This window comes from Citrobacter sp. T1.2D-1 (assembly GCF_950098555.1).
Taxonomy (GTDB): Bacteria; Pseudomonadota; Gammaproteobacteria; order Enterobacterales; family Enterobacteriaceae; genus Citrobacter_A; species Citrobacter_A telavivensis.
The window spans coordinates 17,980-40,301 of sequence record NZ_CATNHH010000008.1 but is presented as its reverse complement, the minus strand read 5'-3'; the positions used below and the strand labels follow the sequence as shown (position 1 = coordinate 40,301).

Here is a 22,322-nt window from a genome sequence, read left to right as displayed (position 1 = left end):
ATGTCGCAGGCAGCGCTGAACACGCGAAACAGTGAAGAAGAGGTTTCTTCCTCACGTCGCAATAATGGAATGCGTCTTGCAGGTATTTTCTTCCTGCTGACGGTGCTGTGTACCGTGCTGGTCAGCGGCTGGGTCGTGTTGGGGTGGATGGAAGATGCGCAGCGTTTGCCGCTGTCAAAGCTGGTGTTAACCGGTGAACGCCATTACACGAAGAATGATGATATTCGCCAGTCGATTCTGGCGTTAGGCGCACCGGGTACTTTTATGACTCAGGATGTGAATATCATCCAGAGTCAGATCGAACGCTTGCCGTGGATTAAGCAGGCCAGCGTCAGAAAGCAATGGCCTGATGAATTGAAGATTCATCTGGTTGAATATGTGCCGATTGCGCGTTGGAATGATCAGCATATGGTAGACGCCGAAGGAAATGCCTTCAGCGTGCCGGCCGATCGCACCAGCAAGCAGGTTTTACCCATGTTATCTGGCCCGGAAGGCAGCGCGAGTGAAGTGTTGCAGGGGTATCGTGACATGTCACAGGTGCTGGCGAAGGACCGGTTTACCCTGAAGGAAGCGGCAATGACCGCACGTCGCTCCTGGCAGTTGACGCTCAATAACGATATTAAGCTCAACCTTGGCCGGGGTGACACGATGAAACGTTTGGCTCGCTTTGTAGAACTTTACCCGGTTTTACAGCAGCAGGCGCAAACCGATGGCAAACGGATTAGCTACGTTGATTTGCGTTATGACTCAGGAGCGGCAGTAGGGTGGGTTCCCTTACCTCCTGAGGAATCTAATCAGCAACAGAATCAGGTACAGGCAGAACAACAATGATCAAGGCGACGGACAGAAAACTGGTAGTTGGACTGGAGATTGGCACCGCGAAGGTTGCCGCTTTAGTAGGGGAAGTTCTGCCCGACGGTATGGTCAATATCATTGGCGTGGGCAGTTGCCCGTCACGCGGGATGGATAAAGGCGGGGTTAATGACCTCGAATCCGTGGTGAAATGTGTGCAGCGCGCCATTGATCAGGCAGAACTGATGGCGGATTGCCAAATCTCCTCGGTCTATCTGGCGCTTTCGGGCAAACATATTAGCTGTCAGAATGAAATCGGCATGGTGCCGATTTCAGAAGAAGAAGTGACGCAGGAAGACGTGGAAAACGTCGTGCATACCGCGAAGTCAGTGCGCGTTCGCGATGAGCACCGTGTACTGCACGTGATCCCGCAGGAATATGCGATTGACTACCAGGAAGGCATCAAAAATCCTGTCGGTCTTTCCGGTGTTCGTATGCAGGCAAAAGTGCATTTGATCACCTGCCACAACGATATGGCGAAAAACATTGTTAAAGCCGTGGAACGTTGTGGCCTGAAAGTTGACCAACTGATATTTGCCGGACTGGCGGCCAGTTATTCCGTATTGACGGAAGATGAACGTGAACTGGGCGTCTGCGTCGTCGATATTGGTGGTGGTACAATGGACATCGCCGTTTATACTGGCGGGGCTTTGCGCCACACCAAAGTGATCCCTTATGCAGGGAATGTGGTTACCAGCGACATTGCGTATGCCTTCGGTACGCCGCCGAGTGATGCCGAAGCGATTAAAGTTCGCCATGGCTGCGCGCTGGGATCCATCGTCGGGAAAGATGAAAGCGTTGAAGTGCCAAGCGTGGGTGGACGTCCGCCGCGCAGTCTGCAACGACAGACGTTGGCAGAGGTGATTGAGCCGCGTTATACCGAACTGCTCAACCTGGTCAACGAAGAGATATTGCAATTACAGGAACAACTTCGCCAGCAGGGTGTGAAACATCATCTGGCGGCGGGGATTGTACTGACCGGTGGCGCGGCGCAAATTGAAGGTCTTGCCGCCTGTGCCCAGCGCGTGTTCCATACGCAAGTGCGTATCGGTGCGCCGCTGAATATTACCGGTTTGACGGATTACGCTCAGGAGCCGTATTACTCAACGGCGGTGGGGCTGCTTCACTACGGGAAAGAGTCCCATTTAAGTGGCGAAGCTGAAGTAGAGAAACGTGTTACGGCTTCAGTTGGCTCTTGGATTAAACGTCTTAACAGCTGGCTGCGAAAAGAGTTTTAATTTTTTATGAGGCCGGCGAAAATTACGGCCTCAGGCGACAGGCACAACGGAGAGAGAAACTATGTTTGAACCTATGGAACTGACCAACGACGCGGTGATTAAAGTCATCGGCGTCGGTGGCGGCGGCGGTAATGCCGTTGAACACATGGTGCGCGAGCGCATTGAGGGTGTTGAATTCTTCGCGGTAAATACCGACGCTCAGGCGTTGCGAAAGACGGCGGTTGGCCAGACTATCCAGATCGGTAGCGGGATTACCAAAGGTCTGGGGGCGGGTGCAAACCCGGAAGTCGGTCGCAATGCAGCGGACGAAGATCGTGAAGCTTTGCGTGCAGCGCTTGACGGTGCAGACATGGTGTTTATCGCAGCAGGCATGGGCGGCGGTACCGGCACCGGTGCAGCGCCAGTGGTTGCTGAAGTGGCTAAAGATTTAGGGATCCTGACCGTTGCGGTTGTGACCAAGCCTTTCAATTTTGAAGGCAAAAAGCGTATGGCTTTCGCGGAACAGGGGATCACTGAGCTGTCCAAGCATGTGGACTCGCTGATCACCATCCCGAACGACAAACTGCTGAAAGTGCTGGGTCGCGGTATCTCATTGCTTGACGCGTTTGGTGCGGCGAACGACGTGCTGAAAGGCGCAGTGCAGGGTATCGCCGAACTGATTACCCGTCCGGGTCTGATGAACGTCGACTTTGCAGACGTGCGCACCGTGATGTCCGAAATGGGCTACGCGATGATGGGTTCTGGCGTAGCGAGCGGTGAAGACCGCGCGGAAGAAGCCGCTGAAATGGCGATCTCCTCTCCGTTGCTGGAAGATATCGATCTGTCTGGGGCGCGTGGCGTGCTGGTCAACATCACGGCGGGCTTCGACCTGCGTCTGGATGAGTTCGAAACTGTGGGTAACACCATCCGTGCTTTTGCATCGGATAACGCGACCGTGGTGATCGGTACTTCCCTGGACCCGGATATGAACGACGAACTGCGTGTCACCGTGGTAGCAACCGGTATTGGTATGGACAAGCGTCCTGAAATCACTCTGGTCACCAACAAACAGGTGCAGCAGCCGGTGATGGATCGTTACCAGCAGCACGGCATGGCGCCGTTGACGCAAGAGCAGAAACCGGTCGCAAAAGTGGTGAACGACAATACGCCGCAAACCGCGAAAGAGCCGGATTATCTGGATATCCCTGCGTTCCTGCGTAAGCAAGCCGATTAAGAATAGGCTGGAATTTGGGATTCGAGGCTCTTTGTGCTAAACTGGCCCACCGAATGTATAGTACACTTCGGTTGGATAGGTAATTTGGCGAGATTATACGATGATCAAACAAAGGACACTTAAACGTATCGTTCAGGCGACTGGCGTCGGTTTGCATACCGGCAAGAAAGTCACCCTGACATTACGCCCTGCGCCGGCCAACACCGGGGTCATCTATCGTCGCACCGACTTGAATCCACCGGTAGATTTCCCGGCCGATGCCAAATCTGTGCGTGATACCATGCTCTGTACGTGTCTGGTTAACGAGCATGATGTACGGATTTCAACCGTAGAGCACCTTAATGCTGCTCTGGCGGGTCTGGGTATCGATAACATCGTTATCGAAGTTGATGCTCCGGAAATCCCGATCATGGATGGCAGTGCTGCTCCGTTCGTCTACCTGCTGCTTGACGCCGGTATTGAAGAACTGAACAGCGCCAAGAAATTTGTTCGCATCAAAGAGACCGTTCGAGTCGAAGATGGTGACAAGTGGGCCGAGTTCAGACCGTACAATGGTTTTACGTTGGATTTCACTATCGACTTTAACCATCCGGCGATCGACTCCAGCACTCAGCGCTATGCGATGAACTTCTCTGCTGATGCGTTCATGCGCCAGATTAGCCGCGCGCGTACTTTCGGTTTCATGCGTGATATCGAATATCTGCAGTCCCGTGGCCTGTGCCTGGGCGGCAGCTTCGATTGTGCCATCGTTGTTGACGATTATCGCGTACTGAACGAAGACGGCCTGCGTTTTGAAGATGAATTCGTTCGTCACAAAATGCTCGACGCTATTGGCGACCTGTTCATGTGTGGTCACAACATTATCGGTGCATTTACCGCGTATAAATCCGGTCATGCATTGAATAACAAATTGCTGCAGGCTGTCCTGGCAAAACAGGAAGCCTGGGAATTTGTGACCTTCCAGGACGATGCAGAACTGCCGCTGGCTTTCAAAGCGCCTTCGACCGTACTGGCATAACGACACAGGTTGTCGCATAAATTCGACTGGTTAATCTGGCACTCTCTCCGGCCAGGTGAGCCAGTCGTTTTTTTTGGCATCTTTTTGCCCTGTCTGTCGTCAAAGTCGTCATTCGGTATTGTTCTTTAGCGTGCTGAATCGCGATGCCGTGCGAACGCTGCTTTCTTAAGCACTTTTACCTGCAACTTCTCATCAATACTGCTGTAGTGCCTGCGCATTAATGATAAGATTTGTGCGCAAAAAAACGTTTTGAATAATACGATTGGGATGGCAATAACGTGAGTGGAATACTGACGCGCTGGCGACAGTTAGGTAGACGCTACTTCTGGCCGCATCTCTTATTAGGGATGGTCGCGGCAAGTTTTGGCCTGCCTGCGCTCGGAAGCACCGTTGAGCCGACTACGCCTGCAAAGGCGGCAGCAAGCAGCCACGAGCAACGCGTTAAAGTCAATTTCAGCCAGCTGGCGCTGCTGGAAACGAGCAACCGCCGCCCCAATTTTACCGTCGACTACTGGCATCAGCATGCTATTCGCACGGTCATCCGTCATCTTTCCTTCGCAATGGCCCCGCAGGCGCTGCCCGTTGCGGAAGAGCCGTTACCGCTTCAGGCGCATCATTTAGCCTTACTGAATACGCTCAGCGCGATGCTGACTCAGGAAGGTACGCCTTCGGCAAGTGCGCCGTGCGTAACGTATGCCCATTTTACACCTCAGGCCGTATTCACCGTTCCCGCCTGGATCAGTCAGGCGCAGGGGATTCGCGCCGGCCCTCAACGCCTCAGCTAAAAAAACCAATAAACTTCAACTAATTATTATGACCCCACATCGCGGGGCGTTTGAGATTTCAATATGCTAATCAAATTATTAACGAAAGTATTCGGTAGCCGTAACGATCGTACGTTGCGTCGTATGCGTAAAGCGGTTGCAGCGATCAATGCCATGGAACCGGAGATGGAAAAACTCTCCGATGACGAACTGAAGGCAAAAACCAGTGAATTCCGCGCGCGTCTGGAAAAAGGCGAAAGCGTAGAGAGCCTGATCCCGGAAGCCTTTGCCGTCGTACGTGAAGCCAGTAAACGCGTCTTTGGTATGCGTCACTTCGACGTTCAGTTGCTCGGGGGGATGGTACTTAACGAGCGCTGCATCGCGGAAATGCGTACCGGTGAAGGTAAAACCCTAACCGCAACCCTGCCCGCTTACCTGAACGCGCTGAGCGGCAAAGGCGTTCACGTGGTTACCGTGAACGACTATCTGGCGCAGCGTGACGCCGAAAACAACCGTCCGCTGTTCGAATTCCTCGGTATGACCGTTGGCATCAACCTGCCGGGCATGCCTGCGCCAGCCAAGCGCGAAGCTTACGCCGCGGACATCACTTATGGCACCAACAACGAATATGGCTTTGACTACCTGCGTGACAACATGGCGTTCAGCCCTGAAGAGCGCGTACAGCGTAAACTGCACTATGCGCTGGTGGATGAAGTCGACTCCATCCTGATCGATGAAGCGCGTACTCCGCTGATCATTTCCGGCCCGGCTGAAGACAGCTCGGAAATGTACAAGAAAGTGAACAAAATCATCCCGTATCTGATTCGCCAGGAGAAAGAAGACTCCGACAGCTTCCAGGGGGAAGGCCACTTCTCTGTGGATGAAAAAGCGCGTCAGGTCAACCTGACCGAACGCGGTCTGGTGCTGATTGAAGAACTGCTGGTGAAAGAAGGCATTATGGATGAGGGTGAGTCTCTGTACTCGCCGGGTAACATCATGCTGATGCACCACGTGACCGCTGCACTGCGCGCACACGCGCTGTTCACTCGCGACGTTGACTATATCGTGAAAGACGGCGAAGTCATCATCGTTGACGAACATACCGGTCGTACCATGCAGGGCCGTCGCTGGTCTGATGGTCTGCACCAGGCTGTTGAAGCGAAAGAGGGCGTGGAAATCCAGAACGAGAACCAGACGCTGGCCTCGATCACCTTCCAGAACTACTTCCGTCTGTATGAAAAACTGGCCGGTATGACCGGTACCGCAGATACTGAAGCGTTTGAGTTCAGCTCAATCTACAAACTGGATACCGTGGTGGTGCCGACCAACCGTCCGATGATCCGTAAGGACATGCCGGATCTGGTCTACATGACCGAAGCGGAAAAAATTCAGGCCATCATTGAAGATATTAAAGAACGTTCCGCCAATGGTCAGCCGGTGCTGGTGGGGACTATCTCCATCGAGAAATCCGAAGTGGTTTCTAACGAACTGACTAAAGCCGGTATCAAACACAACGTTCTGAACGCCAAATTCCACGCCAACGAAGCGGCTATCGTCGCGCAAGCGGGCTATCCGGCAGCCGTGACCATCGCCACTAACATGGCTGGTCGTGGTACGGATATCGTGCTGGGCGGTAGCTGGCAGGCAGAAGTGGCCGCGCTGGAAAACCCAACGCCTGAGCAGATTGCACAGATTAAAGCTGACTGGCAGGTTCGTCATGAAGCCGTTCTGGCGTCCGGTGGTCTGCACATCATCGGTACTGAGCGTCATGAATCTCGTCGTATCGATAACCAGCTGCGCGGTCGTTCCGGTCGTCAGGGGGATGCGGGTTCTTCGCGTTTCTACCTGTCGATGGAAGATGCGTTGATGCGTATTTTTGCCTCTGACCGCGTGTCCGGCATGATGCGTAAACTGGGAATGAAACAGGGCGAAGCTATTGAGCACCCGTGGGTCACCAAAGCGATTGCCAACGCGCAGCGTAAAGTGGAAAGCCGCAACTTCGATATTCGTAAGCAACTGCTGGAATATGATGATGTTGCTAACGACCAGCGTCGTGCTATCTATTCCCAGCGTAACGAACTGCTGGACGTGAGCGACGTTAGCGAAACGATCAACAGCATTCGTGAAGACGTGTTCAAAGCCACCATTGATGCTTACATTCCGCCGCAGTCTCTGGAAGAAATGTGGGATATCCCGGGTCTACAGGAACGCCTGAAAAATGACTTCGATCTGGAGATGCCGATCGCTGAATGGCTGGACAAAGAACCGGAACTGCATGAAGAGACGCTGCGTGAGCGTATCCTGGCGCAGGCCATCGAAGTGTATCAGCGCAAAGAAGAGGTGGTTGGCGCAGAAATGATGCGTCATTTCGAAAAAGGCGTCATGCTGCAAACGCTTGATTCCCTGTGGAAAGAACACCTGGCGGCGATGGATTACCTGCGTCAGGGTATCCACCTGCGTGGCTATGCGCAGAAAGATCCGAAGCAGGAATATAAGCGCGAATCCTTCTCGATGTTTGCCTCCATGCTGGAAACACTGAAGTACGAAGTGATCAGTACGCTGAGCAAAGTTCAGGTACGCATGCCGGAAGAAGTCGAAGCGATGGAACAGCAGCGTCGTGAAGAAGCGGAACGCTTAGCGCAGATGCAGCAACTGAGCCATCAGGACGACGATAGTGCCGCAGCGGCCGATCTGGCGGCGCAAACGGGCGAACGTAAAGTGGGTCGTAACGATCCATGTCCGTGTGGTTCCGGTAAAAAATACAAACAGTGCCACGGCCGTCTGAGCTAAGATCTGAATAATAACGATGAGGCGCAGGAAACTGCGCCTTTTTTATGGATACGACAATATGAAAAAACTGAACATCGCCGTCGGGATTATCCGTAATCCGTATAATGAAATCTTTATCACCCAGCGTGCGGCCGATGCGCACATGGCGAACAAACTGGAATTTCCTGGCGGCAAGATTGAAGCCGGAGAGACACCGGAACAGGCGCTGAGCCGCGAGCTACAGGAAGAGGTGGGAATTACGCCGGTAGGCGCCACGCTTTTTGAGAAACTGGAGTATCAGTTTCCGGACAGGCATATCACGCTGTGGTTCTGGCTGGTCGAAAGTTGGAAAGGCGAGCCGTGGGGAAAAGAGGGGCAGCCCGGAAAATGGATTGCCGCCGGGACGTTGCAGGCGGAGGATTTCCCTCCGGCGAATGAACCGGTCATCATGAAGTTAGTTCAAACCGCACAGGCCTGATAAGGCGACGCCGGGCTCCGGCAAATCACGGCGGGGGCGTAGTGTCCCCCATACCGTCTGTGCTTACTCTTTCGTTTCACTCCAGTCGTCGCTATCGGACAGATCGCCACTGCTGGCGATGCGTTTCTCTTCAGCGGCCCACTCACCTAAATCGATCAACTGGCAACGCTTGGAACAAAATGGGCGGAATGGACTGACTTCACCCCATACAACCGTTTTGCCGCAGGTAGGGCAGTTTACGGTGATCGTCTCTGACATTTTAACTCCTTAACAGCAGGCCAGTTCGAAATCGAGGCGTTCAGGTACCACGCCATTGTCGCTATCGAGCGGCATAAAACGGATCGCAAAACGGCTTTTGTGGCCTGAAATCTGCGGATAAAGCTGTAAACCCAGCGGCAACTGCAGGCGCAGTAAATCCGCGTCCTCCCCGTTGTCCTGATAAAATCCGTTCAGACTGGTTTGTTTACGAAACGGTGCCGAGTTGCGAATGAGATCAAGGATCAGGGTCAACGCCTGATTCAGCGGGTTCAGACTGGCAAGCCAGCTATCGACCTGAGCATCGCGCTGCGCCTGTGGCATATGCAGCCAGATATGCAGCGTCGGTAAATCAAAGCTACAGCAGCCACCAGGAATGCTCAGACGCTGGCGCACCAGGGCAATCAGCCGGTCCTCACGCAAAAATTGCCCCATGCGTGGCGCGGAAATCAAAATGCTGCCGGCCGTTTTTAACTGCTGGCGCAGTGCATCAATACGGCTCTGGTCGACGCCCGGCACTTCAATCCATGCCTGAAGTTTACGCTGTTGGCGCTCAAGCTCTTTCAGTAATTCTGTACGCACTTCACCACGTTCGAATACGTCCAACAAATCTCCGGCATTACGAAAGAAGTGCAGGGCATCGGAATGATCTGCGATCGGTAAGCGAGAGGAGAGTTGTTGAATCAAAAACTCGATGCGCAACCATGTGCGCATCTTCTCATTGAGTGGGTGTTCAAAAAGGACCTGGGTGTGCATTACGGTTTTTCCTGTGAGACAAACTGCGACGCAAGCTGGAGATAACGTGCGTGCAGGCGGGCGACATCCGACATGATGGAATCTGGTGCGCCATTATTATCAATAACATCGTCTGCCACGGCAAGGCGCGCTTCACGCGACGCCTGGGCAGCGAGAATCTGTTCAACGTGCGCGCGCGTAACGTCGTCGCGCTGCATCGTCCGGGAAAGCTGCGTCTCGGGGGTGACATCTACCACGAGCACGCGATTTGCCTGGCGATAAAGGCCGTTTTCAACCAGTAATGGCACCACCCACAGCACATACGCAGACGTCGCCTGTTGAAACTGACGTCGGGTCTCCTGCTGGATGAGCGGATGAAGCAAGGCATTGAGCCAGGCTTTCTCTTGCGGATGGGCAAAAATCCGCTCGCGAAGCAGACGACGATGCAGCGTGCCGTCTGCGGAAATCAGCTCTGGGCCAAAATGTTCTGCAATCGCATCCAGCGCAGGCTTGCCCGGTTCGACGACCTGACGGGCAATAATATCTGCATCAATTATCTGAATTCCGAGGTCAGCAAAGGCATTCGCAACAGTGCTTTTACCACTGCCAATGCCGCCAGTTAAGGCTACTGTATACCTCATAATCTCGCTTCCCGGGAATTCGCTATGATAATCAATTGGTTAAAAGTTGAACGTACACTGGCGACGATGACTCAGAGATCGACTGCCGTTCGCCAGGTAAATTTATGGGATTGTAGCGTAAAAAAAGAGAATTTCGCAGTCTTGCGCGGCATTGATTAGTGCGTATGATAGCGTCACTGGAGTTGCGCTCTCATACTAATAGCCCTTAACCCCAGGAATCCGCACATGCGTATTGAAGAAGATCTGAAGTTAGGTTTTAAAGACGTTCTTATCCGCCCTAAGCGTTCTACCCTTAAAAGTCGTTCCGATGTTGAGCTGGAACGTCAATTCACCTTTAAACACTCAGGTCAGACCTGGTCCGGCGTTCCTATTATTGCGGCAAACATGGATACCGTCGGCACATTCGCGATGGCAACGGCCCTCGCCTCTTTCGACGTTCTGACCGCCGTTCATAAGCATTACACCGTTGAAGACTGGGCGGCCTTTGTTGGCGCGGCGTCGGCCAATGTGCTCAAGCACGTTATGGTCTCTACCGGTACGTCTGATGCGGACTTCGAAAAGACCCAACAGATCCTGGCGCTGAATCCGGCACTGAACTTCGTCTGCATCGATGTCGCAAACGGCTATTCTGAACACTTTGTCCAGTTCGTATCGAAAGCGCGTGAAGCCTGGCCGACCAAAACCATTTGCGCCGGTAATGTGGTGACGGGCGAAATGTGTGAAGAACTGGTTCTGTCTGGCGCGGATATCGTTAAAGTCGGGATTGGTCCGGGTTCTGTCTGCACCACCCGTGTGAAAACCGGTGTCGGTTATCCGCAACTGTCTGCGGTGATCGAATGTGCTGATGCGGCGCATGGTCTGGGCGGAATGATTGTCAGCGATGGTGGTTGCACCATGCCTGGCGATGTGGCGAAAGCGTTCGGCGGCGGCGCAGATTTCGTGATGCTCGGTGGTATGCTGGCCGGTCACGAAGAAAGCGGCGGTAAAGTCGTTGAAGAAAACGGCGAAAAATTCATGCTGTTCTACGGTATGAGTTCCGAATCCGCCATGACCCGTCATGTCGGCGGCGTTGCGCAGTATCGTGCTGCGGAAGGTAAAACCGTCAAACTGCCGCTGCGTGGCCCGGTAGAGAACACCGCGCGTGATATTCTTGGCGGCCTGCGTTCTGCCTGTACCTACGTTGGTGCCTCTCGCCTGAAAGAACTGACCAAACGTACGACGTTTATCCGGGTTCAGGAACAAGAAAACCGCGTTTTCAATAGCCTGTAATCTCCTGTACTGGCGCTGCATTCAGCGCCAGTTCTGCTTTCGATTTCCCTTCGTTATCCCACTCCACTCATCGCATCGCCCAGATGAAAAATCGGCAAATACATTGCCACGACCAGCGTGCCGATGATAAGCCCGGTAATCACCAGCAGCGCTGGTTCCAGTAACGCCGCCAGGTTATCAGCCATTGTCTGAGTATGTTCATCATGATGTCGGGCAAGATTGTGCAGCATGGTATCCAGCGAGCCTGAGGCTTCACCCGTCCTGACCAGTTGCAAGCACAGCGGGCTGAATTCTTCCGCATTTTTCAGTGCCTGCCAGACGGGAACGCCGGTACTGATATCGTGCTGTACCTGTGCCAGACGCAGTGCCCAGTAGGGGCACTGAATCGTCTCTTTCACGCTCTCAAGCGCGGGTAAAAATGCGATTCCCGCCGTCTGCGTCAGCGCGAGAATGGTAAAGATTTGCGTGAGCTTCTGGCCTCTGATCAACGGTCCCATGACAGGCATGCGGAGTAATCCGCGCTGGCGCAGAATTTGCCAACCGGGCTTTCGGCATAACAGATTGTTGGCCGCGATCAGCATGATGGTCATCAGGACAATCAGCCCGCCCCAGCGTTGACTCCAGTCGGCAAACGCGATGATCCCCTGGGTGAGTGCAGGCAGCGGCGTGTTAAAGGTTCGGTAAATGGCGGCAAATTCGGGCAGAACAAAGTGGAGCATCGCCAGCACCACCATCACCGCCATTGTTAAAATAATGATGGGGTAACGCAGCGCTTTTTTGACCTTATCGGTGAGTTGTTTCTGTGCCTTCTGCTGTCGGGCGAGTTCAAAGCAGCATTCATCCAGTTTCCCGGTCAGTTCACCGGTGCGTATCATCGCCTGATACAGCGGCGGAAAAACGTCAGGCCATTGCGCCAGCGCGCTGGAGAGCGGCGTACCGTGCTCCAGTTCTTGCGCAAGACCCCTCAACAGGGCTTGCCATTGCTTGCTGGGTTGCTGTCCGGCAAGCAGTTCCAGCCCTTCGGAGAGTGTTAAACCCGCCTTTAGCAGCGTTGCGAGTTGGTGAATCACTTCTGTGCATTGGTCACTGCGCCAGAGCGCTCGCTTCACGCGTAGGGATTTCACACGCAGTGGCGTTACCTGACGCTGTTCCAGTTCCTGCATCAGCAGGAGTCGATTTTCTGCCCAATTGGTTCCCTCTCCGGGCAGTCCATCGCGATTCATCCCCTGCCAGTACCACAGTTGTTTAGTGGTCATTTGGCATACCCAGAATACGCACCAGTTCTTCAAAGGTCGTCAGTCCTTGATCGACGGCGCGACACCCGCTTTCAAAGAGTGTGCTCATTCCTGCCTGTTTCGCATGGGCTTCCAGCGTTGCCACTGAGGCGTCGTTGGCAATCTGATGACGCAGTTCGGCCGCGATCGCGAGCAGTTCAAATAGCGCAGTGCGACCATAGAATCCGTGATAGCAGTGTTCACAGCCAACCGCTTGCCAGCGGGGTAGCGGCGTGGGATACCATGCTGGGGGCAAACGAATCGGATCGTCGATAAGCCGCCGGCAGTATGGACACAGCTTTCTGACCAGCCGTTGTGCCACGACCAGGGTTAACGCAGAAGAGAGCATCCAGCGGGCCACGCCCATCTGTTGCAAGCGCACCAGCGCTTCGCAGGTTGAGTTGGTATGCAGCGTGGAAAGTACTAGATGCCCGGTCTGTGCGGCTTTAATAGCAATTTCTGCGGTTTCGCCGTCGCGGATCTCGCCCACCATGATGACATCGGGATCCTGACGTAGTAGTGCCCGCAATACGCCCTGAAAGGTCAGCCCGGCACGCGGATGGATCTGCGTCTGATTGATACCGTCGAGGGGAATTTCCACGGGATCTTCAACGCTACACAGGTTCACCTCCGGCGCGTTTCGTGTTTGCAACGCGCTATAAAGGGTTACCGTTTTACCGCTGCCCGTGGGGCCGGTGACGAGGATCAGCCCTTGTGGTTGTTGCAGGGCGTCGATGAAGACAGATAGCTGCGTGTCGTGCATACCCAGCATGGAGACATCCAGAGCCTGATTCACCTGATGCAGCAACCGCAGCACCACTTTTTCGCCATAACGGCAGGGAAGGGTGGCGATACGAAACGAGACGGCAGCGCCGTTTAGCTCAACGGTGAATTGCCCATCCTGCGGTAGGCGGTGCTCCGCAATATCCAGATGGCTTAACACTTTCAGGCGTGCTGTCAGGGCAATGCCGGTCTCTTTGGCAATATCGGGTAAGCTATGCAGCACACCGTCCACCCGTAAGCGGAGGCGAACGTGATGCTCTGCGGGTTCTATGTGGATGTCTGAGGCCCGTTTCGCCAGCGCGCTCTGTAATGTCTTATCCAGCAAAACCGCAGCGCTGACGCTGTTTTCAGGAACCACTGACGGCAGCGTGGATGAGGACGGATGCTGGTGTTGCTCCATCTGCTGACGCGTCCAGCAGGCAATCTCAATGCGGCGAGTCGTGGCGAAATGCAGGGCGTCCAGCAGTTCGTGAGAAGGGGCATCTTCGACGGCAATGTGTACCGTATCGTTATTCGCATTCAGTAATATTCCCTGGTAGCGCTGACATAGCGCGCTGAGTTGCGTCGTGTTCATTGCGCTTCCTTAGTGGCTATCAAAGCGAAAGACGTCTTCGCAGGCCTGTTTTAATGTGCCGTCATTCTGGATGTTGCAGCTACGTGTCCAGCCCGTAATGCCCTCTGCTTTGTCCCACCCTGGCGTCATGATGACGCTAAGTCCGTTCAGGCTTTCCTGGCCGGTAAGAGAAACCACCCCATTCTCAATGCTCATTTCTGAGACATAGCGTGTCGTCGTTGCCGAGGGAATACCGTTGATTCCTGCGTCGCAGGTGTCCGTACCGCCATGCTCCAGGGCGCAGAGTTCGACGGCGGTGCGGTAGGGGACAAAAGTTTGCAGCATGTCGGTCAGCGCCGCTTTGCGCAGATAGTTTTGATAGGCCGGAATGCCGATGGCGCTGAGGATAGCGATAATGCCGATCACGACCATCAGTTCAATAAGGGTAAATCCGCGTTGTTTATCCATTGTTCGCTCCTTGAGTGAGTGGACGTCACTGTGGCAAACGCGGGTGCGGCGGGCGAGCGGCAAAAAATGAATCAGGAAGGAGGGTTCAGAGGAATGTTATCGGTTTGCAGTCGTCAGCAATGTTGTTGCGAGGCACGACGAGAATTTTAGTGACGGGAAGGGGCAAGCAGGCCCGATAAGCAGTACGCGATCGGGCCATATAATGATTAAGCGTTAGCGAAGCGCATGGACAGGTCGAGCGCCCGGAGGTGCTTGGTGAGAGCGCCCACGGAGATAAAGTCGACGCCGGTTTCGGCAAATTCACGCAGCGTTTTGTCCGTCACGTTGCCAGAAACTTCCAGTCGCGCCTGGCCGTTGGTCCGTTTGACTGCTTCACGCATCTGCGCCGTTTCAAAGTTGTCCAGCATGATGATGTCGGCACCGGCTTTCAGCGCGTCGTCCAGTTCATCCAGATTTTCCACTTCGACTTCCACAGGGACATCCGGATGCAGCCAGAAGGCTTTCTCTACCGCCTGACGCACTGAGCCGGAAGCAATAATATGGTTCTCTTTGATCAGGAACGCATCGGAAAGACCCAGACGATGATTCGCGCCGCCGCCGCATAGCACGGCATATTTCAGCGCGGTACGCAGTCCAGGCAGGGTTTTACGTGTGTCCAGTAGTTGGGTCTTTGTGCCCGCCAGGATATCAACGTACTTACGCACTTCGCTGGCGACACCTGACAGGGTCTGCACGAAGTTCAGCGCGGTGCGCTCGCCGGTCAGCAACACGCGGGAAGGACCGTCGAGCTCAAACAGCGGTTGATTCGCGTTGATGCTGTCGCCGTCATCCACATGCCAGTTGATGCTGACATCGTCGCCAGCCAGTTGAATAAAGACCTCTTCGACCCAGCGTTTGCCACAAAAAACGCCGTCTTCACGGGTGATGACGGTGGCATGAGAACGGGCGTTCTCCGGTAACAGTTGAGTCGTAATATCGTTGCTGGCATCCACTTCACCGCCTAAATCTTCACGCAGCGCCTGGGCGACAACGTTTGGGATATCCAGGTTAATACGTTCCAACAGCGCGTCACGTCGGTAGTCGGGGTTATAGCGGCGAGGCGGCATAAGAAAACTCCAAATTGCTAACGAATCATAAGGTAGAAACATGCTACTCTGATGCGGCTATAAGCACCACTCAAAAGGAGATTCAGCATGTTGTTAGACAAGGGCTGGCTGGCAGAAGCGCGACGCGTTCCTTCTGCGCATTACGATTGCCGCCCGGATGATGAAGTCCCTTCTTTGCTGGTGGTGCATAATATCAGCCTGCCGCCCGGCGAGTTTGGCGGTCCGTGGATTGACGCACTATTCACCGGAACGATTGATCCCAACGTCCACCCTTTTTTTGCCGAAATTGCGCATCTGCGCGTTTCCGCCCATTGTCTGATTCGCCGCGATGGCGAAATCGTTCAGTATGTTCCTTTCGATAAGCGCGCGTGGCATGCCGGTGTGTCGAGCTATCATGGGCGTGAACGCTGCAATGATTTTTCGATTGGCATTGAGCTGGAAGGGACCGACACGCTGGCCTACACCGATGCTCAGTACCAACAACTGGCAGCCGTCACGCGTGCGTTGATAAAGATTTTCCCGGCCGTTGCCGACAACATAACCGGGCACTGTGATATTGCGCCTGAGCGTAAGACCGATCCCGGTCCGGCTTTTGACTGGGCAAGGTTTCGCGCCCTGATCACCGCCTCGTCAGATAAGGAGATGACATGACGCTATTTACGACATTACTGGTGCTGCTCGTCGAGCGCCTGTTTAAGCTGGGCGAACACTGGCAGTTGGATCACCGGTTAGAAGCTTTTTTCCGTCGGGTTAAACGCTTCTCGGTGGCGCGTACGCTGGGGATGATGACGATCGCGATGGTGGTCACGTTCCTGTTACTGCGCGCGCTGGAAGGTTTGTTGTTTAATGTGCCGACGATCGTGGCGTGGATTCTGATCGGGCTGTTGTGTATTGGCGCGGGTAAAGTGCGGATGCACTATCATGCCTATCTTAATGCGGCGGCGCGTGATGATGTACATGCCAGAACGGCGATGGCCAGCGAACTGACGATGATTCATGGCGTCCCGCCGGATTGCAATGAGCGTGAGTTTTTGCGTGAGCTGCAAAACGCGCTACTGTGGATTAACTTCCGTTTTTATATCGCGCCGTTGTTCTGGCTGATCGTCGGCGGTCCGTGGGGGCCGGTTCTGCTGGTGGGCTACGCCTTTCTGCGCTCGTGGCAGTCCTGGCTGGCGCGCTATCAGACGCCACATGAGCGTTTACAGTCCGGCATTGATGGCATTCTTCATGTTCTGGACTGGATCCCGGTACGTCTGGCGGGCGTGGTGTACGCCCTGATCGGGCATGGCGAAAAAGCGCTGCCCGCGTGGTTTGCCTCGCTGGCGGATTTGCATATCTCGCAGTATCAGGTGTTAACGCGCCTGGCGCAGTTCTCGCTGGCACGCGAGCCGCATACCGATAAGATTGAAACGCCGAAAGCGGCGGTTTCTATGGCGAAGAAAACGTCGTTTGCCTTAGTGGTGGTGATTGCCGTGCTGACCATTTATGGCACGTTGATTTAACGAATCAGGACGCCCGGTAAGCAACAGGTTACCGGGCAATCTCTCAAAGCGTATCGGCAGGCGGGATGCCGAAGTCCGGCATCCCGTTTTCATCCCAACGAATTCGCTTCAGGCGGGTATGGCGATTAGGATCGTAGAGCGGATCGCCTTCAATTTCGGTGTAGTTGCGCGCGTGATACACCAGCACGTCGTCGCCCTCCGGCGTTTGGGTAAAGCTGTTGTGCCCGGGCCCATACTGACGATTTTCCTTGCTGGTGGTAAATATCGGATGCGGCAATTTGTGCCAGTTTGCCGGATTCTGCGGATCGGCGTGAATATCAATCCATAACAATCCCATGCAGTAGTTTTCGTCCGTGGCGCTGGCGGAGTAGCTGATGAACAGCCTGTCACCGTGGCTTAACACCGCTGGCCCTTCATTGACCCAAAAACCCCGACACTCCCAGTCGTACTCCGGCTTGCTGAGCATCACTGGCTGGCCTTTAATCGTCCAGGGATTTTCCAGCTCCGCCAGATAAATGTTGGAATTCCCGGTGATGTCGGGCGATTTTTGCGCCCACAGATACCATTGCTTTCCCTGATGGCGAAACGTTGTGGCATCGAGTGCAAAGGTATCAAACGGCGTTTTCACCTGACCTTTTTCGACCCAGTTACCGGTGAGCGGATCGGTATGCGTGCACTCCAGCGCGTACATCCGGTGCTGAAACATGCCCAGTTTGTCGAGCGCCTGTGTATGGGCGGCGGCAAAGTAGATGACCCATCTGCCGTCGAGGTGATGTATTTCCGGTGCCCAGATAAGTTCGCTCATCGGACCGTGTTCGGGTTTGCGCCAGACGACAACGGGCGTTGCCGTGCGCAATCCTTCCAGTGAATCCGCCCGGCGGATTTCCAGCCGGTCATATTCCGGCACGGAGGCAATAAAATAGTAGTCGCTGCCGTCACGCAGGATAAACGGATCGGCGCGTTGTTCAATAAACGGGTTGGGCCAGTTTTGCATCAGGCTTTCCTTACGGTTTCAGTGGCGTTCAGTTCCTGATAATCATTGAGTTCGCGGTAGTTGGCGCGGCGTTTTTCCAGATCGTTCTGAATCTGTTTCATCAGTTCCCGGTCAACTTTCAGCAGACGCACTACGCCGGCGGTAATCAGGTATCCGATACCCGGAATTACGGTAAAGAGCAGCACGATGCCGTTGATGGCGGAATCGCTTTGCGCTTTCGCCCCTGCATCGTAGCCGTACCATGAGAGCAGAAAGCCGACCATCGCGCCGGCAATCGCCAGACCGAGCTTCAGGAAGAACAGGTTGCCGGAGAAGCTGATACCGGTAATACGTTTGCCCGTTTTCCATTCGCCGTAGTCGTCAACATCCGCCATCAGCGACCAGTGCAGCGGCGACGGGATCTGATGCAGAATATTGAGCAGGAAGTAGAGCGCCACAATCAGCATCGTGGCTTTGGGATCGAAGAAGTAAAACGCGCAGGAGAAAAGGGCCAGCGCGATATTGGTCCAGAAGAACACCTTCAGCTTGCACCAGCGGTCGGTCAGCACTTTTGCCAGCACGCTGCCGATCATCATGCCGACAACGCCGAGGCTGATAAAAAGCGTGGCGAAGTGGGTGCTTTGCCCCATTACCCAGGTGACGTAGTACATGGTTGCCGCCATGCGGATGAAGCCCGGGCAGACGTTGCACAGCGTCAGCAGCAGAATGCGTACCCACTGGTCGTTTTTCCACACGTCTTTGAAGTCATTCTTCATGTCGTCGTGAGTGGGAACGGCAGGGCGCACGCGCTCGCGAACGGTGGCAAAACAAAACAGGAACATGCACATGCCGATAATGGCCAGCACGGTCATCGCCAGTTGATATCCCTTCGCTTTGTTATCACCGCCAAACCAGTCAACCATGGGCAGCAGGGTGAGCGACAACAGCAACGTCGCGATGCCGACCAGCACAAAGCGGTAAGACTGACAGGCCACACGCTCTTTCGGGTCGTTGGTGATCACGCCGCCCAGCGAGCAGTAAGGAATATTGATTGCCGTATAGGTAATCGATAACAGGAAGTAAGTGACAAACGCATAGATAACCTTGCTGTTATAAGTCCACTCCGGGGTGGTGAACATCAGAATGCTGAACAGCGCGTAGGGGAAGGCAATCCACAGTAGCCACGGACGAAAACGGCCATATTTGCTTTGGGTCCGGTCGGCAATGGCGCCCATAATGGGATCGGTAACGGCATCGATAACGCGTACTGACAGTAATAACACCCCTACCAGCGCCGGGGCGAGACCAAAAATATCTGTGTAAAAATAGTTAACAAACAGCATGATAGCGCCAAAGATGATGTTGCATCCGGCATCGCCCATGCCATAACCAATCTTTTCTCTTACCGACAGTTTACCTGTATCCATTGCGATGTCTCTCCATCAAGGTGATGGAAATAATTATTCGTCTGCTATCGATTATTTGCGTTGCAGGATAGCGCCGCGAACATGGACGAAATGGCTACAGGAGGAAAAGTGTGAGGCAGGTAACAACCCTCACCCAGGACGGGTGAGGGTCCGAGGGATTAATGCGCTTTCGCTGTCTTTGCGGTTTTCTGTTTGCACAGGTAACCGATACCTAAAACAACCAGCCATACCGGGATCAGGTAGACCGAAATCGCCATACCCGGTGTTATCAGCATAATCACCAGTACGGCCGCCATGAAGAGCAGGCAGACCCAGTTACCCAACGGATAGAACAGCGCCGGGAAGCGAGTCTTCACTCCCTGTTGCTGCTTGGCGCGGCGGAACTTGATGTGTGCAAGACTGATCATCGCCCAGTTGATCACCAGTGCGGAGACCACCAGCGCCATCAGCAGACCGAAGGCGGATTCCGGTGCCATGTAGTTGATCAACACGCACAGTGCTGTCACCAGCGCCGAGACGATGATGGTATTCACCGGCACGCCGCGTTTGTCGATAGTGAGCAGGATTTTTGGGGCGTTACCCTGTTGCGCCAGACCAAACAGCATGCGGCTGTTACAGTAAACGCAGCTGTTGTACACCGACAGCGCCGCCGTCAGAACCACAACGTTCAGCGCGTTTGCGACGAAAGTATCGCCGAGCTCGTGGAAGATCAGGACAAACGGGCTGGTGTCGGCAGTGACGCGCGTCCACGGCAGCAGGGAAAGCAGAACGGCCAGTGAACCCACATAGAAGATCAGAATACGGTAGATAACCTGGTTGGTGGCTTTGGGGATGCTCTGCTCCGGGTTATCGGCTTCGGCGGCGGTGATACCGACCAGCTCAAGCCCACCGAAAGAGAACATGATAATTGCCATCATCATCACCAGCCCGGTCATGCCGTGAGGCAGGAAACCGCCCTGTTCCCACAGGTTACGTACGGTCGCCTGCGGGCCGCCGTTGCCGCTGAACAGCAACCAGCCGCCGAAGATGATCATCGCCACCACGGCGATGACTTTAATAATGGCAAACCAGAACTCCATCTCACCAAACACTTTTACGTTGGTCAGGTTGATGGCGTTGATAGCGATAAAGAAGACGGCTGCCGAAACCCAGGTGGGGATCTCCGGCCACCAGAACTGAATGTACTTACCGACGGCGGTCAGTTCCGCCATCGCGACCAGCACGTACAGCACCCAATAGTTCCAGCCCGACGCAAAGCCTGCAAAACTCCCCCAGTACTTGTAGGCAAAGTGACTGAACGAACCGGCAACTGGCTCCTCAACCACCATCTCACCCAACTGACGCATAATAAGGAAGGCAATAAAACCCGCTATCGCATAACCCAGAATAATACCGGGGCCTGCGGACTGGATAACGGAGGCGCTTCCCAGGAACAAGCCTGTTCCTATCGCGCCGCCCAGCGCGATAAGCTGGATATGGCGGTTCTTAAGGCCGCGCTTTAGCTGCTCGCCGTGCTGCTGACTGTCCATCATGAAACCTCGTGTGTGGTTTACTCTTCAGATTTCAGGCTGCCGCCGAAGACGACCCGAACTATTTGAGTAATTATTATTTGTACTACGCAGTGATGCGTGTGTAAGTTTGCAATTCCGTCTGTTGTATTATTATGTTTACAGCAAAGGTTTTTAAAATGTCGCCGAAACTCTTTTGTCCGGATCAGAATAATGGTATGCGGCGGGGAATGCACCTGCTTTGTGAATGGATGATGACGAGTTGAATAAAAAGAGAGCAGTTGTGTGTCCCTCCTCTTACCTCCTGATAACACTTCCGTTAGCTGTAAAATGACTATTTATGATTAATGCTTGCATAAAAATGCATCTGAATCGGTTCAACCAGGATTTTTCTTCGTTTCAATAAGGTTAAAACTACCTCGAGGGTGGTAAATTTAACATTTGTGCATAGTTACATGTTTGAAACGTTATTTCTGTGATGTTGTTAAAATGTGCCTGGTTTACTGATTTCAATCAAAACCTGTATGGACATAAGGTGAATACTTTGTTACTTTAGCGTCACAGATATGAAATTGGTAAGACCAATTGACTTCGGGCAAATGGCTTAAGACAGGACATCATGGCCTACAGCAAAATCCGCCAACCAAAATTATCCGATGTGATTGAGCAACAACTGGAGTTTTTGATTCTCGAGGGTACACTGCGCCCAGGCGAAAAACTCCCACCGGAACGCGAACTGGCGAAACAGTTCGACGTCTCCCGTCCCTCCTTGCGTGAGGCGATTCAACGTCTCGAAGCGAAGGGATTGCTGCTTCGTCGCCAGGGCGGCGGCACTTTTGTTCAGAGTAGCCTGTGGCAGAGCTTTAGCGATCCACTGGTAGAACTGCTCTCCGACCATCCTGAATCCCAGTTTGACCTGCTTGAGACGCGCCATGCGCTGGAAGGCATTGCTGCATACTACGCAGCGCTGCGCAGTACCGATGAAGACAAAACACGCATTCGTGAACTGCACCATGCCATTGAACTGGCGCAAGAGTCAGGTGACCGCGATGCTGAGTCCGATGCGGTCCTCCAGTATCAAATTGCTGTCACCGAAGCGGCACACAATGTGGTTTTACTCCATCTGCTAAGGTGTATGGAACCCATGCTGGCCCAGAACGTTCGTCAGAACTTCGAGTTGCTCTATTCGCGTCGCGAGATGCTTCCGCTGGTGAGTGGTCACCGCACCCGTATTTTCGAAGCGATTATTGCCGGTAAGCCAGAAGAGGCGCGTGAAGCATCACATCGCCACCTGGCGTTTATCGAAGAAATTCTGCTCGACCGAAGTCGTGAGGAGAGCCGCCGTGAACGCGCCTTACGTCGTCTGGAGCAGCGAAAGAATTAGTGATTTTTCTGGTGGCTCGTTAGCCAGAAGATGTTGTAAATCAAGCGCTACTCTAAAGCGCGGCAACTAAACGCAGAACCTGTCTTATTGAGTTCTCTGGCGAGAGTTCAAT

21 protein-coding genes are annotated in these 22,322 nt (G+C 53.9%); 11 read left to right on the top strand and 10 right to left on the bottom strand.

Translation table 11 applies throughout. The annotated features are described in order from the left end of the window. From ftsQ to mutT, 7 genes are all read left to right on the top strand, one after another. Entirely contained in the window at window positions 1-831 is an 831-nt protein-coding gene (gene ftsQ / locus QQZ17_RS09210) for a cell division protein FtsQ (protein WP_046475466.1), read from the top strand. Beyond that, window positions 828-2,090: a cell division protein FtsA gene (gene ftsA, locus QQZ17_RS09205; protein WP_003018755.1), complete on the top strand. Its 1,263-nt coding sequence runs from the start codon at window positions 828-830 to the stop codon at window positions 2,088-2,090. Before ftsQ ends, ftsA begins: the two co-directional genes overlap by 4 nt. A gap of 61 nt (window positions 2,091-2,151) precedes the next feature. Next, window positions 2,152-3,303 carry a cell division protein FtsZ gene (gene ftsZ / locus QQZ17_RS09200; protein ID WP_004857884.1) on the top strand — a complete coding sequence of 384 codons (1,152 nt, stop codon included), beginning with the start codon at window positions 2,152-2,154 and terminating at the stop codon, window positions 3,301-3,303. A gap of 100 nt (window positions 3,304-3,403) precedes the next feature. Then, window positions 3,404-4,321 carry a UDP-3-O-acyl-N-acetylglucosamine deacetylase gene (lpxC, locus tag QQZ17_RS09195; RefSeq protein ID WP_046475491.1) on the top strand — a complete coding sequence of 306 codons (918 nt, stop codon included), beginning with the start codon at window positions 3,404-3,406 and terminating at the stop codon, window positions 4,319-4,321. Between the two features lie 278 nt (window positions 4,322-4,599). Continuing rightward, window positions 4,600-5,106, top strand: coding sequence for a secA translation cis-regulator SecM (gene secM / locus QQZ17_RS09190; protein ID WP_152405869.1), 507 nt, complete (start codon window positions 4,600-4,602; stop codon window positions 5,104-5,106). A 63-nt stretch (window positions 5,107-5,169) separates the two neighbouring features. Next, window positions 5,170-7,875 carry a preprotein translocase subunit SecA gene (secA, locus tag QQZ17_RS09185; protein WP_152405868.1) on the top strand — a complete coding sequence of 902 codons (2,706 nt, stop codon included), beginning with the start codon at window positions 5,170-5,172 and terminating at the stop codon, window positions 7,873-7,875. 58 nt (window positions 7,876-7,933) lie between these two features. Next, a complete protein-coding gene (gene mutT / locus QQZ17_RS09180; protein ID WP_152405867.1) occupies window positions 7,934-8,332 on the top strand; it encodes an 8-oxo-dGTP diphosphatase MutT in 399 nt (132 codons plus the stop codon). A gap of 63 nt (window positions 8,333-8,395) precedes the next feature. Here mutT and yacG read toward each other — a convergent pair whose 3' ends face one another. From yacG to coaE, 3 genes are read right to left on the bottom strand one after another with little or no spacing between them, the layout of a single operon-like run. Next, window positions 8,396-8,590, bottom strand: a complete 195-nt coding sequence (yacG, locus tag QQZ17_RS09175) for a DNA gyrase inhibitor YacG (RefSeq protein ID WP_042323837.1) — start codon at window positions 8,588-8,590, stop codon at window positions 8,396-8,398. 9 nt (window positions 8,591-8,599) lie between these two features. Continuing rightward, complete coding sequence (gene zapD, locus QQZ17_RS09170) at window positions 8,600-9,343, bottom strand: cell division protein ZapD (protein ID WP_152405866.1); 744 nt, start codon at window positions 9,341-9,343, stop codon at window positions 8,600-8,602. After that, window positions 9,343-9,963 (bottom strand): dephospho-CoA kinase, encoded by a 621-nt coding sequence (gene coaE / locus QQZ17_RS09165; RefSeq protein ID WP_152405865.1) that lies wholly within the window; start codon window positions 9,961-9,963, stop codon window positions 9,343-9,345. The genes zapD and coaE overlap by 1 nt, the downstream gene beginning before the upstream one ends. A 225-nt stretch (window positions 9,964-10,188) precedes the next feature. Here coaE and QQZ17_RS09160 point away from each other — a divergent pair, with 225 nt between their 5' ends. Beyond that, window positions 10,189-11,232 carry a GMP reductase gene (locus QQZ17_RS09160; protein WP_152405864.1) on the top strand — a complete coding sequence of 348 codons (1,044 nt, stop codon included), beginning with the start codon at window positions 10,189-10,191 and terminating at the stop codon, window positions 11,230-11,232. Window positions 11,233-11,285: 53 nt separating this feature from the next. On the opposite strand, the gene hofC is transcribed toward QQZ17_RS09160, so the two are convergent. The 4 genes from hofC to nadC form a co-directional block, all read right to left on the bottom strand. After that, on the bottom strand, window positions 11,286-12,488 hold the full coding sequence (hofC, locus tag QQZ17_RS09155) for a protein transport protein HofC (RefSeq protein ID WP_152405863.1): 1,203 nt from the start codon (window positions 12,486-12,488) through the stop codon (window positions 11,286-11,288). After that, a complete protein-coding gene (gene gspE, locus QQZ17_RS09150) occupies window positions 12,478-13,863 on the bottom strand; it encodes a type II secretion system protein GspE (RefSeq protein WP_152405862.1) in 1,386 nt (461 codons plus the stop codon). Before gspE ends, hofC begins: the two co-directional genes overlap by 11 nt. 9 nt (window positions 13,864-13,872) lie before the next feature. After that, window positions 13,873-14,310: a prepilin peptidase-dependent pilin gene (gene ppdD / locus QQZ17_RS09145; protein ID WP_152405861.1), complete on the bottom strand. Its 438-nt coding sequence runs from the start codon at window positions 14,308-14,310 to the stop codon at window positions 13,873-13,875. A 206-nt stretch (window positions 14,311-14,516) separates the two neighbouring features. Then, window positions 14,517-15,416 carry a carboxylating nicotinate-nucleotide diphosphorylase gene (gene nadC, locus QQZ17_RS09140; protein WP_152405860.1) on the bottom strand — a complete coding sequence of 300 codons (900 nt, stop codon included), beginning with the start codon at window positions 15,414-15,416 and terminating at the stop codon, window positions 14,517-14,519. Window positions 15,417-15,503: 87 nt separating this feature from the next. Between nadC and ampD the strand changes: the two genes are divergently transcribed. Next, the gene (ampD, locus tag QQZ17_RS09135) at window positions 15,504-16,067 is read left to right on the top strand and encodes a 1,6-anhydro-N-acetylmuramyl-L-alanine amidase AmpD (protein WP_152405859.1); all 564 of its coding nucleotides are present in this window, start codon (window positions 15,504-15,506) and stop codon (window positions 16,065-16,067) included. Beyond that, window positions 16,064-16,918, top strand: coding sequence for a beta-lactamase regulator AmpE (gene ampE, locus QQZ17_RS09130; RefSeq protein ID WP_152405858.1), 855 nt, complete (start codon window positions 16,064-16,066; stop codon window positions 16,916-16,918). The genes ampD and ampE overlap by 4 nt, the downstream gene beginning before the upstream one ends. 43 nt (window positions 16,919-16,961) lie before the next feature. Here ampE and QQZ17_RS09125 read toward each other — a convergent pair whose 3' ends face one another. From QQZ17_RS09125 to aroP, 3 genes are all read right to left on the bottom strand, one after another. Continuing rightward, on the bottom strand, window positions 16,962-17,912 hold the full coding sequence (locus QQZ17_RS09125; protein WP_152405857.1) for a glycoside hydrolase family 43 protein: 951 nt from the start codon (window positions 17,910-17,912) through the stop codon (window positions 16,962-16,964). Continuing rightward, on the bottom strand, window positions 17,912-19,318 hold the full coding sequence (locus QQZ17_RS09120) for a glycoside-pentoside-hexuronide (GPH):cation symporter (RefSeq protein ID WP_152405856.1): 1,407 nt from the start codon (window positions 19,316-19,318) through the stop codon (window positions 17,912-17,914). Before QQZ17_RS09120 ends, QQZ17_RS09125 begins: the two co-directional genes overlap by 1 nt. A 158-nt stretch (window positions 19,319-19,476) precedes the next feature. Then, entirely contained in the window at window positions 19,477-20,850 is a 1,374-nt protein-coding gene (aroP, locus tag QQZ17_RS09115; protein ID WP_187696630.1) for an aromatic amino acid transporter AroP, read from the bottom strand. Window positions 20,851-21,445: 595 nt separating this feature from the next. On the opposite strand from aroP, the gene pdhR reads away from it, so the two are divergent. Next, complete coding sequence (gene pdhR / locus QQZ17_RS09110) at window positions 21,446-22,210, top strand: pyruvate dehydrogenase complex transcriptional repressor PdhR (protein WP_042997914.1); 765 nt, start codon at window positions 21,446-21,448, stop codon at window positions 22,208-22,210. The last annotated feature ends 112 nt before the right edge of the window (window positions 22,211-22,322 follow it).